The following is a 12,711-nucleotide window of genomic DNA, read 5'->3' as shown; positions in this document are numbered from 1 at the left end:
CCTTAATCGATATAATTGAGCAATTATTTTAGCAAGGAATGCTTGAATGCAAGAGAAATATCAGCGATTGGGAAGGATTTTGGAGCGTTTGTGTGCTGGAGAAAAGCTCAAGATCGGCGCGCTTGCCAAAGAATACAAAGTCAGCACAAAAACAATCCAAAGAGATTTGAAAGAGAGGCTTGGATTTTGCAAGCTGACAAAAGAGGGGCATACTTTTTATCTTGCCTCTACGATGAAAAACTACGGCAAAGACTACTTCATCGTGGGAATGCTCAAAGAGATGATTGGTGAGATTGGTGGTAGTTTCGCTGCACAGGCGATGCCTTTTTTTGAGCTGATTGGCGTGTGTGATGGTGGATCGAGTCTAACAAAAGAGGTGGCAGAAAATCTTGTACTTTGTTTCAAAGCTAGGCAGAAAGGGGTTGGACTAGATTTCTATTATCAGCAAGAGGCATATCGCGGGGTGCGTGTTCAAAACATTGTGATTGCCAATGCTAGATTGGTGCTGGAGGCTGTTTTGGATCAGCAAGTGCGTCATTTGGATATAGCCAAACTCACAAAAATCAAGCTCAGTCAGAGAATCTGTGGGGAGGCATTGGGAGAATGTCGTGCCAAAGAGTTGTTGTCTTTGTTTGTTTATCCGCAAACTTCAGAAGCTTTTAAGCAAAGCATTTTGGCACAAGAAGCACGATGGCTTGAGGACAAAGATGGGAGTTTGGTGGTAGAAAAGGAGGTGGAGAACCTTGATGATTGGGTTGCAGAGGTGATGTATTGGATTCCAAATGTCGTGGTGCTAGAGCCACAAAGGCTAAAAGATCAAATCGTGGAAGCTCTGAAGCTGTATTCAGAGAGAAATCAATAAAACGCACTGATCGTTGATGTGGAGTGCTAGATGACAAGCTCAAGGGGAGATGGTACGCCCAAGAGGATTCGAACCTCTGACCTACGGCTTAGAAGGCCGTTGCTCTATCCAGCTGAGCTATGAGCGCTTGGGTTTGGTACGCCCGAAGGGAGTCGAACCCCTAACCCCCAGATCCGAAGTCTGGTGCTCTATCCAGTTGAGCTACGAACGCACAAAAATCTATGGGGTGGGTGATGGGGATCGAACCCACGACCCTCAGGACCACAATCTGATGCTCTAACCAACTGAGCTACACCCACCATAGTGAAATCAAGTGAAAATGGTCGGGGCGAAAGGATTCGAACCTTCGACCCCTTGGTCCCAAACCAAGTGCGCTAACCAGACTGCGCTACGCCCCGACGAAAAGATAAAAGCAGGAATTATAAAGTAATAAGTTAAAAAAGTCAAGTTTTGTGAAAATCATAATCTTTGTTTGGGTTTGGCTTGAATTTTCTTTTGAAGTTGGCTTATTGGACTACGCCTTTTGGTAATTCTAGAATCTCTTGGATTCTCCTTCTTTGAGTTGCTTTGGCAAAAGCACATTTCCTAGTTTTTCAAACACGGCTTGGAGCTTTCTTTTTTAATCTTGGCTTGAGCGAAGCACCCTTTATACAATTCTAGAATCCCCTAGGATCTCTCTTAAGGGGAACAAGGGGAACTTAAAGCAAGCGTTCCCCTTATCCCCCTTAACAACCCCCATAACCCCAGCATTGCATTAGCAAGGCTCGTTCAAGATTACATTGACTTGGAATCTTTTTTGGTTCTACAAGGTTGGTTTGGGAAGCGGTTTGCCGTGATTGTGTGAAATAGTGAGGATTTTTGTGTTTTTATGGTTTTTAAATTCAAATCAAAAACACAAGCTAGATTCAAATCAATAAATCTAGAATCAAACTTTAAAACTCAAAGAATCAAAACAAAGTCAAACTAATGTGGGTAACACACAAAAAGCGGGCAGGGGTTTGGGGGATTTTAAGGGGGATAAGGGGGGTGCCTCGCAATAAACCCCCTTGTCCCCCTTATAGAAAAAAAGCAAAGTGGGATTTGGAAACCAAGAAGTGTGCTTTGGCAAAACAAACCCCAAAAAGAGAACCTAAGAGAATCTAGAATCACCAAATAGCACAACCTCTCAAGCCAATTTCAACAAAAGAATCCAATCGCAAAAAATGACTAGCAAATGGCATTTTGCAAAATGAGCTTTGGAAACGAGCTGCCGAATCTACTTGAGGAATCTATATGCTTTAGTGATTCTAGAATCTCTTAGTTTTTCTTTTTCAAGTTGGTTTGGGCAAAAGCGTGTTTTCTAATTTTTCAAGCTTGGTTTGGGGTTTCTTTTGTGCTTTGCCCAAATCAAACCCAAAAATAGATTTGCAAGATTTGATGATGCAATGAAAATGCCAAAATCGAGTGCCTTATGAAATTTTATAAGATTTGCTATAATCTCAAACCTCTCAAAAAATCAATCAAAATAATTTTATCAAGGAGCGGATCAAGTGGAAAAAATTTTGGACATTGTTGAGCTTATTGCCTATGAAAAAGGTTTGGAATCTTCGGTTGTCATAGAACTCATCAAAGAATGTATGATCAATGTTGCTCAAGAAACTTTGAGTGAAAATGCAAATTTTTGCGTTCAAATTGATGAGAAAGAGCGTAATCTCAAGTTGTTTCAAAAAATCATCGTTTGCAAAGAGGATGAAGAAGAATCTTGCAATCATATCCCCCTATCCAAAGCCAAAGAAATCAATCCTGATTTGAATGTTGGCGATGAGCTCAATTATGAAATCAGTTTGGAAGATATGAGTCGCAATACGATCAATATCTTGTTTAAAAATCTAGAATTCAAACTGCAAAAAATGATTGAAGATCAGTTATTTGAACGCCTCAAAAGCAAAGTGGGCAAAATCGTGAGTGGGCAAGTTGTCCGAATCGATGATGAAGAAAATACTTATGTAGAAATTGGGGAAGTGAGAGGGATTTTGTCTATGCGTAATCGTATCAAAGGGGAGAAGTTTAAGATAGGGGATACGATTTTGAGCCTTTTGAAAAACATCCGTTTCTCAAAAAATGGAATGTTGATTGAGCTTTCACGCACATCTCCACAATTTGTCGTCCAATTATTGCACCTTGAAGTGCCAGAAATCAAAGATGGCGAAATCACGATTCACAAATGTGCGAGGATCCCGGGAGATAGAGCCAAAATCGCCCTCTCCTCTCTCAATCCAAGAATTGATCCTATCGGCTCCACGGTTGGCACAAAAGGCGTGCGGATCAATGCGATCAGTCGTGAGCTCAATGGAGAAAATATCGATTGCGTAGAGTTCAATGAAAATCCTGAAATCTTTATCGCCAAAGCCCTCTCCCCTGCGATGATTTCAAATGTTAAAATCCTCAAAGACACAGAAAAACCTCAAGCTATCATTACGCTCACCAATGATCAAAAATCAAAAGCGATTGGCAAAAATGGTGTCAATATCCGCTTAGCCTCAATGCTCACAGGCTATGATTTGCAAATCAATGAAGTCGGTATGCAGGATCTTTTGGAAGCACAAAATCAACCACAAGCAGAGCAACGCAAAGTCGGTCTTGACGCTTTGGAATCGCTTTTCAAAAATTAATGCAAATTGGGCTATTTGAGTTGTGCCCAATTTTGTCCTAGATTCACCCCACATTCCAAAGGCACTTTTAACACATAAATCCCATTCATTATCGATGCAATCTCTTGAGCATATTGCATTGCCCCTTGCTCGGGCAGTTCGAAAATCAGCTCATCATGGACTTGGATCAACATCTTCACAGGGGTATTTGCGATATATGTTTTGATTTTGAGCATTGCAAGTTTGATGAGGTCTGCGGCACTCCCTTGGAAAATAGTATTGATACCCTCGCGTAAAAAGTTGGCTTTTTCAAATTCTGTGGCATTGGCAAAATCAAAATAGCGTCGATGTCCTAGCAAAGTCTGTGCATAGCCCAAAGAGGCGATATTGTCTTCTTGGATTTTTAGGAAACTTTTGATAGTTGGAAAAGCTGAAAAATAATTCTGGATATATTCTTTGGCTTCTTTTTGGGTGATTTTGAGACTTTCTGCAAGTTTTTTGGCACCCATTCCATAGAGCAACCCAAAATTGATTGTTTTGGCGATAGAACGCTTCTGCACATCGCACTCTCCAAAGATTTTTAGTGCGGTTTGTGTGTGAATATCTTGTTTGTCGTGGAAGGCTTGTATGAGTTTTGGATCTTCACTGAAATGTGCCAAAAGTCTAAGCTCAATTTGTGAATAATCTACGCTTAAGAGCGTGTTGCCCTCTTGAGCGATGAAGCCCTGACGGATTTGGCGTCCAAACTCTGTGCGAACGGGAATGTTTTGGAGATTTGGGGATTTGGAACTCAATCTGCCTGTAGCCGTTCCTGTTTGCAAAAAGGAAGTGAAAACTTTGTGCTTGGGGTTGGCAAGTTTCAACAATGGATCGATATAGGTATTTTTGAGTTTGTTGGCTTCTCGATATTTTAGAATCGGGGCAATGATTGGGTGTGCATCAATCAGCTTTTCCAACACTTTTTCTTCTGTGCTAAATCCACCCTTGACGCGTTTGCCTCCTTGCAAATTTAGTTTTTCAAACAAAATGTGTGCTAACTGCTGGGGTGAATTGAGATTGAAGTCTTCTTTGGCATATTCATAGACTTGTGCAGAATATTTTGCGATAGATCCACCAATCTCATCTTGGAGTTCTTGAAAAAATGGAATATCAATCTTAATGCCATTGCTCTCCATTCCTGCCAAAACAAAAATAAGAGGGAACTCCAATTCTTGAGCAAGTTTGAGCAAATGCTCCGATCCTTGATTTTTGATCTCCTCTTGCAAACGGAAAAAAAGGCGATAGGTGGCTACGGCGTCTTCTGAAGCGTATTTTGATGCTTGAGCAATATCCACACAAGCAAAATTTTCATTTTTTTGCACAATGCTCTCAAAACTAATCATTTTGTGATGAAACCATTTAAACATTTGTTTGTCCAAACCAATATGGCTACTACTATCATAGAGCCAAGCCAAAATCATAGAATCAGAAATATGGTTTTGAGGGATGAGATTGAAATTGTGCTGTGTGATGAGTATGTCAAATTTTAGATTATGCCCGATGAGTGGGTATTGGAAAATTTTTTGGATTGCCATATAGGCGTCTTCGTGGCTCAATTGCTCCCCTACTCCCAAATAATTATGAGCGATTGGGACATAATAGCCATTTTTTCCATCAAGCGAAAAACTAAAACCCACCATTTTGGCTTCTTGGGTGTTCAGACTATCTGTCTCGCAATCATAAGCGATCACAGAATCTATAGGGTGATTCTCTAAGAGTTCTAAGATTGCATCGAGTTTGGTCAATAGATGGGACTGGAAGCTGAATTGTTGTGGAATGTTTTCTTGTTTAATAAGGCGAGAAAGCTTTTTCTTTGCCCCAAATGGATTTTGTTTCTTGACACTGAGACTCAAACGCTCAAAATCATATTTATCCAATTCATCAGCGATACACTCCAAAGGATTGTGGCTAGGAAAAGGCACCAGATGAAAATCATCAATCAAATCTGTTGTCAGAGTGACAAGTTTTTTGCTGTGGTAGGCGTTTTCTTGCCCTACTTCCAAAAGATTGACAATGCGTTTGGAAGTGAGTTTTTCAACTTCTGCAAGATTTTCAAAAATCGTATCAAGATTGTGGAATGCGTTGATCAATTTCTGTGCTGTTTTTGAACCAATTCCTTTCACTCCTGGGACATTATCACTTTGATCACCAATGAGACTTTGGAAATCAACGAAATCTTGAGGATTGACTCCCCATTTTTGCAAACATTCTATTTCTCTAATCTCTTGCTTTTTGATGGGATCATAGAGGAAAACCCTCTCATTGATGAGTTGATAGAGGTCTTTGTCATTGCTGATGATTTTGACATTATGAGCGTTTTTCGCTCCCCAATTTGCAAAAGAAGCAATAGCATCATCAGCTTCATATCCCTCAAATGCGATAGTTTGAAAACCCATTTTTTCAATCCACTCAATCGCGATAGGAAGTTGCATCAATAACTCTTGTGGAGCAGGTGGGCGATTGGCTTTGTAGTTGGGATCTATCAATTTCCGATAATTCGTGCCACCACCCTCAAGGGCAAACACCAAATAATCTGTGCTTCCCTCTTTGTGGATTCGTTGGATCAATTTTGCAAAGCCAAGCAAAAGCCCTGTAGGAAAACCCTCTGAGTTTTTCAATGGAGGCAAAGCGTAATAACTTCTAAAAAAGAATCCAAAAGTATCAATAATGCTTAATGTTCTCATTTTTAATCCTTAAAATCAAAAACTTCTCTCACTCCGATACTACAATTTGCAAAAATATCAGGCTTTTGAATCAAAAGTATCATTTTGTAGAATTGAGGAAAAGCCCTATGTAATTTTCTAGCCAAATCTTGCAAAGCATCTTCCAAAATCTCATACTTTTGTGTCTGTAGATTTTCAGTCAAACACTCTATCACTTGCCTATAGTCTAAATATACCCCTGCATAAGAATAAAATAATTCTGCACTTAGGAGGATTTTTTGGGGTTTTTCTCTCTCAAATGGCAAAACCCCGATAATGACTTCAAGCTCAAGATTTTCAATGATGATTTGCATCAAAAAATTTGTTTTTCCTCTTTTTTTATAAGTCGTATGATATTGGGAATGTGGGTATAAAGAATCAAAATTCCAATAATAATAACAGGAGAATGAGAGCCGATTTGTTTCAAAATATCAATGTTTTGAGGCAAATCAAAACAATAAGGCACAATGAAACTAAAAACTATCCCACTCAAAACTCCAAGCAATGAGGAAAGTGAAGAGATTTTAAAAATCTTGCCCACGACAAACCACACTATCAAACCCAACAAGCCCTCTATCGGTATGAGTAAAAAAATCGAACCAATCGCTGTAGCAACCCCCTTGCCACCTGTGAAATTGAGATAAGGGCTATAGCAATGCCCCAAAATTGATAAAACTGCGATACTCCATTGAGTTTCATAACTCAAGCCATAGAATTTCGCCAAAGCCACGACAAACAAACCTTTGAAAGAATCAAGCAAAATTGTTAAAATCGAATATTTTTTGGCATTTGTAGGATCTACTTCTTTGATAGCACGATAGACATTGGTCGCTCCGATACTTCCTGATCCAATTTCTCTCAAATTGATGTGATAAAAAACTTTGCAAATCAATAACCCAAATGGAATCGCCCCTATAAAATAAGCCAATAGATAAAAAATCACATTGGTATTGCTTAAAATTTCTAACATAAATTCTCCTGAGCTTTACTTCATATCTAAGCCAAAGATATTTAAATATCCAAATGCTTCACATTTTTGGCATTTTCTTGGATATATGCTCTCCTTGGCTCCACTTCATCGCCCATAAAAAGAGTGAAAATACCATCTGCAGATTCGATGTCTTCAAGTTTCACACGCAGAAGAGTGCGGTTTTGGGGAGTCATTGTCGTCTCCCAAAGTTGCTCTGGATTCATCTCACCCAAACCTTTGTAACGCTGAATATCAGCACCCTTTTTGGCACTCTCTTCGATTTCTAAAAGCAAATCTAACAAATCTTTTTCCAACAAAAACTTCAAATCATATTCTTGGATTTTGTTGTAGATATAACAAGCCTCTTCAAAATAAGGGTCTGTGAAAAGTGTATCATCAAGGTTAAGCTCTACAAGTCCTGTTTTTGTTTGGATATAAAACAAAATTTTTTCTTCTTCCACCACTTCATTCAAGATATTGCAATCAATGCCTTGTAAAAACTCTTTGATTTTTACACTCATATTTTGGAAATCAAGCCCAATATAATCACGATTTTCAATCAAAAATCTCACCACTTCAATCATTGAATAACGCTTCTCAAGCTCTTTTAAAACACTACGATAAGCAGAAATGTATTTGAGAATCTCAAGCAATTCTTGTGTGCCAATCCCCTCAAAGACAAAATTTTCGATCCCATTTTCAATCAAATATTCGCTCAATGCTTTTTCGTCTTTGAGATAAATCTCTTTTTTTCCTTTTTTGAAACGATATAGAGGGGGTTGGGCAATATAGATATATCCATTTTCAATCAAAGGACGCAAATAGCGGTAGAAAAATGTCATTAGAAGGGTTTGAATGTGTGAGCCATCAACATCGGCATCTGTCATTATGATGATTTTGTGGTATCTCAAACGCTCCAAATTGAACTCTTCACCGATTCCACAACCAAAAGCTGTAATCATATTTTTGATTTCTTCGGATTTGAGGATTTTATCTAAGCGTGATTTTTCAACATTGAGGATTTTTCCTCTCAAAGGTAAAATTGCTTGATACACTCGATCTCTGCCTTGTTTTGCACTTCCCCCTGCACTATCTCCCTCCACTAGATAAAGTTCTGATTCACTTGGGTCTTTGCTCTGACAATCTGCGAGTTTCCCCGGTAATGTGCCAACAGAGAGATTTTCTTTTTTGCGTGTGAGATCTCTTGCTCTTTTGGCTGCTTCTCTTCCCCGTGCAGCAAGAAGAGCTTTTTGCATAATCGCTTTGGCTTGGATAGGGTTTTCTTCAAAAAATTTAGTGAGTTTTTCATAAGCAAGTTTTTGGATGATAGGTTTGACAAAAGAGCTTCCCAATTTTCCTTTGGTTTGCCCTTCAAATTGAGGTTCCATCACTTTTGTAGAAATAATTGCTACAAGTCCCTCACGCACATCATCACCAGTGACTTTTGCATCTTTTTCTCTTGCATTGGCATTAGCTTCGATATAGTTGATGATTGCTCGACTAAGTCCTGCTCTAAACCCTGCTTCATGTGTCCCACCATCAGGCGTTCTAATGTTATTGACAAAACTCAAAACCTTTTCATCATAGCCATCATTATAAGCCAATGCGATTTCAGCTTCCAAATCGTCTTCGCTGACTTCAAAACTGATGATCTCAGAGATCAGAGGTTTTTTATTGACATCTTGGACAAACTGAGTCAATCCACCTTCAAAATGGTATTTTTCGCGTTTGCCGGTTTTTTCATCTACAAAATCAATCGTGATATTGCGATTGAGATAAGCCATCTCTTTGAAGCGTTTGATGAGAATCTCACAATCAAATTCCAAAACTTCCATCACTTCCCCATCTGGGAAAAATTCGATTGTTGTTCCGTGTTCTTTTGTGGAGCCAATGATTTCTAAATCTGTAGTGGGAATCCCTTTTTTGAATTCTTGGCGATAGATATTTCCATTTTTTTTGATTGTCATAATCAAATGAGAAGAAAGAGCATTGACCACACTCACCCCTACCCCGTGCAATCCCCCACTGACTTTGTAAGTGTCTTTGTCAAATTTTCCACCTGCGTGCAATACAGTCAAAACCACAGTGGCTGCAGGAATGTTTTCTGTAGGATGAATATCAACAGGAATCCCTCGTCCATTATCCTCAATAATCGCACTTCCTTCATGTGTCAAACGGATTGAGATTTTATTACAATGCCCTGCCATTGCCTCATCGATGGAGTTATCCACCACTTCATAAACCATATGATGCAGACCATTGATATTGGTATCTCCAATATACATTCCAGGACGCTTTCTAACAGCCTCAAGTCCTTTTAAAACTTTGATATTCCCTGCACTATAATCTTTGATTTCTGACATTTGCACTCCCAATTTATACAACTACAGGCATAATAATGGTTGAAAAGCTCTCGCTTTTGACCATAAATGCTGATTTCACATCATTGATGTGAAGTGTAAAGGTTTGTGATTGGATTTGGGATAGAAAATCCAACAAATTTCTAGCATTGAAATTCAAAATCACTTCTTCGCTTGGATCTATTTCAGCATTGATTTTGGTTTTTGCTTCCCCTTTTTCGATTTCTAAGCCTTCAAACAAAATCTCTCCTTTGTTAAAAACTGATTTTACTTTGTCTGAAATTGAATAAATTGCTTTGAGAGAATCAATCACATCGGCTCTGTTGAGTTCAAAGTTGAAATTGAAATTGTTTGGAATGATTCTTTCATAATCTGGGAATTTTCCATTTGTTAGCTTTGTGAAAAAAGTGTAGTTTCCTGTTTGGATAATGAGTTGATTTTCGTTGTAGAAAATTTCTAAGTGATCAGAGAAAAGTTTGGTGATCTCTCCTAATGCACGCTTGGGGATAATGATAGATAAAGTGTGGATAGATTGGGTTTCGTTTTTGACAAGAGCAAGACGCTTTGTATCTGTCGCAACAAGATTGATTGAATATTCTTTGATGTCAAGAAAAGCACCATTTAGCTCGATTTTGGGATTGTTTGTGCTAACTGCTGGAGTGATTTTTTTGATGGAATCGATAAATTGTGATGCAGAAATATCGATTTTTTTATCTTGGCTATATTGAGGGAATTTTGGGAATTCTTCAGCGTTATACATTTGAAGCTTATAAGCTGTTCCTTTTTGTTTGATATGTAAGCAATAATTTTCATCAGTTTGTAGTGTGATTTCTTCATTGTCTTTGAGTTGTTTGACAATGTCTAAAAATTGCTTACCATTGACTGTTCCTATACCTTCTTCTAAGATATTGACTTCGATTTTGGATTGGATACCAAGCTCATAATCAGTTGCTCTTAAGAGGAGAGTGTTTTCTGAAGCTTGTAAGAAAATATGAGAGGTGATTTGGGATTGGTCTTTTTTATCCAAAAAAGATTGGAAATTGTTGAGAACAATTTCAAGTGTGCCTTTGAAAAGTGAGATCTTCATTATATCCTCCTGTAATTTATTGAAATTTTAGTAGTCTTAGTAGTGGTAAGTGAAATGTTGAAAAAATATCTCAAAGCCCTATCTACTCTAACTTTTTAGTGTGAAAAATATCGATCATTTTATCACATTAATTCACATTTATTTTTTATCTTCCTCTAGAATTTTCATTTTAATTTCTTCTATTGTTGCTTTTGTCATTAAGTTGGTATTGATTTCTTCTTCGATTTTTTTGTAGGCTTTTGAGATTGCACTATGATCTTTCATATTGAGTTCTTTGGCTAAAACGGGCATTGAATTGAGTGTCAGACTTCTTGCCAAATAAATCACATAGCGTCTAGCGTTGGCTACGACTTTGGTGCGAGATTTTGACTTGATGTCTGATGGTTTGATATTCAAAGTCAGAGCTGTGGTTTTGATGATTTTTTCAAGCGTGATGTCTTCGTTGCTTCTTTCAAATGTTTCTTTGATGACATTGTTAGCCATTTTTGTCGTGATTTCTTGCCCTAGTATGAGGGATTGGGTATTGAGTTTGAGCAAGATTCCTTCAATCTGCCTTGTGTCATTGGTGTTTGAGGCAATGAGTTGAATGATTTCATCATCGATTTTGTAGTTATTGGTATTGCATTTTTGGCGTATGATGAGAATCTTTGTTTCAATCTCTGGAGGGAAAATGTTTGTGCAAAACCCCCATCCAAAGCGACTTTTCAATCTCTCTTCTAATCCATTGATTTTTTCTGGAGATTTATCGCTTGTCATCACGATTTGTTTTTGATTGTTGTGGAGTTCATTGAAGGTGTGAAAAAACTCTTCTTGGATTTTTTCTTTTCCTCCGAAAAATTGGACATCATCGATGAGGAGATAATCACAATTCCTATATTTTTCACGGAAACGATCCATCGTGTTGTTGTTGATTCTTGTGAGATAGTCATTCAAAAATTGTTCTGCAGTGACATAAATCACGACCTTTCCATTTTTGGTGGCTTCATTTCCTATCGCATTGAGTAGATGTGTTTTGCCAACTCCAGTATTGCCGTGTATAAGCATTGGGTTGTATTGTTTTGCTTGAGTTTGTGCGACAATGCGTGCGACTTCAAAAGCGAGTTTATTGGAATCACCCACGATGAATAAATCAAAAATATAGGCAGGATTGAGTAAGGTTTTTGTGATGATTTTTTTTTGGATTTTTTGGGTTTGATTTGAAAGCTTTGTGATTTTTTTTTGAACGCGGATTTCGATTTTGAATTTATGATGAATATGTTGCTCAAAAAAGCTTTGAAGGCGTTCTTGATAAGTCGCTTTGATCCAATTTGCAAGAAAAATATTTGGCACATTGAAAATGATGTGATTGGCTTTTGAATCATCAGCGTCATATTTCATTTTGGAAATATAAGTTTTGTATTCATAATTTGTGATTTCTTCTTTAAATCTTTCTAAAATATTATCCATTACAAAAAACCTTAAATGATTATTCACATTAACCTATCAATGGATGTGAAAGTTATGTGAATTATAAAACACATTTTGTGTAAAATTATGATAAATGTGTTATTTCATCGCTGTTTGATAGTTAGGGCTTAAATGTGAATATTTTAGGAATTGATCCCGGAAGTCGGAATTGTGGTTATGCAATTTTAAATTTTGAAAACCAAAAAATGCGTTTAGTTGAAGCAGGATTGATTAAAATCAAAGAAAGGCAATTACAATATCAGATTTTGGAGTTTGTTGAGGGGATTGATTTGGTTTTGAAACAACATAGTATCAATGAGGTTGCAATCGAAGATATTTTCTATGCTTATAATCCTCAAAGTGTGATTAAACTAGCTCAATTTCGTGGAGCAATCAGTCTTAAAATTCTCCAAGAGATTGGGAATTTTTATGAATACACTCCTTTGCAAGTCAAAAAAGCCCTCACAGGCAAAGCAAAGGCAGATAAGATTCAAGTTGCTTTTATGGTTAGAAAACTTTTGGGGATTTCACAAGAAATCAAACCTTTGGATATTACAGATGCGATTGCTGTTGGAATCACACATATCCAACGATTAAAATTTAAAGGAGTTTAAT

At 37.6% G+C, this 12,711-nt stretch carries 9 protein-coding genes and 4 tRNA genes; 3 read left to right on the top strand and 10 right to left on the bottom strand.

Annotation, left to right across the window (positions count from 1 at the left end):
• Positions 1-46: 46 nt before the first annotated feature.
• Positions 47-862 carry a WCX domain-containing protein gene (locus BBW65_RS04945; RefSeq protein WP_066340540.1) on the top strand — a complete coding sequence of 272 codons (816 nt, stop codon included), beginning with the start codon at positions 47-49 and terminating at the stop codon, positions 860-862.
• A gap of 50 nt (positions 863-912) precedes the next feature.
• Here the strand turns inward: BBW65_RS04945 and BBW65_RS04940 are convergent.
• From BBW65_RS04940 to BBW65_RS04925, 4 genes are all read right to left on the bottom strand, one after another.
• Positions 913-989 (bottom strand) — tRNA-Arg (locus BBW65_RS04940).
• Between the two features lie 7 nt (positions 990-996).
• Positions 997-1,073: transfer RNA gene (locus tag BBW65_RS04935), tRNA-Arg, on the bottom strand.
• A gap of 11 nt (positions 1,074-1,084) precedes the next feature.
• Positions 1,085-1,161: transfer RNA gene (locus BBW65_RS04930), tRNA-His, on the bottom strand.
• A 21-nt stretch (positions 1,162-1,182) separates the two neighbouring features.
• Positions 1,183-1,260: transfer RNA gene (locus tag BBW65_RS04925), tRNA-Pro, on the bottom strand.
• Between the two features lie 1,131 nt (positions 1,261-2,391).
• Here BBW65_RS04925 and nusA point away from each other — a divergent pair.
• Positions 2,392-3,513, top strand: coding sequence for a transcription termination factor NusA (gene nusA, locus BBW65_RS04920; RefSeq protein ID WP_066340533.1), 1,122 nt, complete (start codon positions 2,392-2,394; stop codon positions 3,511-3,513).
• 11 nt (positions 3,514-3,524) lie between these two features.
• On the opposite strand, the gene polA is transcribed toward nusA, so the two are convergent.
• The 6 genes from polA to dnaA all read right to left on the bottom strand — a co-directional run bounded on the left by polA (position 3,525) and on the right by dnaA (position 12,096).
• Complete coding sequence (polA, locus tag BBW65_RS04915) at positions 3,525-6,215, bottom strand: DNA polymerase I (protein ID WP_066340531.1); 2,691 nt, start codon at positions 6,213-6,215, stop codon at positions 3,525-3,527.
• Between the two features lie 2 nt (positions 6,216-6,217).
• Complete coding sequence (locus tag BBW65_RS04910; RefSeq protein WP_066340529.1) at positions 6,218-6,547, bottom strand: dihydroneopterin aldolase; 330 nt, start codon at positions 6,545-6,547, stop codon at positions 6,218-6,220.
• Entirely contained in the window at positions 6,547-7,203 is a 657-nt protein-coding gene (gene plsY, locus BBW65_RS04905) for a glycerol-3-phosphate 1-O-acyltransferase PlsY (protein ID WP_066340528.1), read from the bottom strand. The genes BBW65_RS04910 and plsY overlap by 1 nt, the downstream gene beginning before the upstream one ends.
• A gap of 41 nt (positions 7,204-7,244) precedes the next feature.
• Positions 7,245-9,566, bottom strand: a complete 2,322-nt coding sequence (gene gyrB / locus BBW65_RS04900; RefSeq protein WP_066340526.1) for a DNA topoisomerase (ATP-hydrolyzing) subunit B — start codon at positions 9,564-9,566, stop codon at positions 7,245-7,247.
• Between the two features lie 13 nt (positions 9,567-9,579).
• Complete coding sequence (gene dnaN / locus BBW65_RS04895) at positions 9,580-10,650, bottom strand: DNA polymerase III subunit beta (protein WP_066340519.1); 1,071 nt, start codon at positions 10,648-10,650, stop codon at positions 9,580-9,582.
• Positions 10,651-10,788: 138 nt separating this feature from the next.
• Positions 10,789-12,096, bottom strand: a complete 1,308-nt coding sequence (dnaA, locus tag BBW65_RS04890; RefSeq protein WP_066340516.1) for a chromosomal replication initiator protein DnaA — start codon at positions 12,094-12,096, stop codon at positions 10,789-10,791.
• Between the two features lie 134 nt (positions 12,097-12,230).
• On the opposite strand from dnaA, the gene ruvC reads away from it, so the two are divergent.
• Positions 12,231-12,710, top strand: a complete 480-nt coding sequence (gene ruvC / locus BBW65_RS04885) for a crossover junction endodeoxyribonuclease RuvC (RefSeq protein ID WP_066340512.1) — start codon at positions 12,231-12,233, stop codon at positions 12,708-12,710.
• Position 12,711: the final 1 nt, after the last annotated feature.

This window comes from Helicobacter enhydrae, assembly GCF_001693335.1.
GTDB lineage: Bacteria > Campylobacterota > Campylobacteria > Campylobacterales > Helicobacteraceae > Helicobacter_G > Helicobacter_G enhydrae.
Note: the sequence above shows the minus strand (reverse complement) of the source record. Positions and strands in the feature narration are given on the sequence as shown.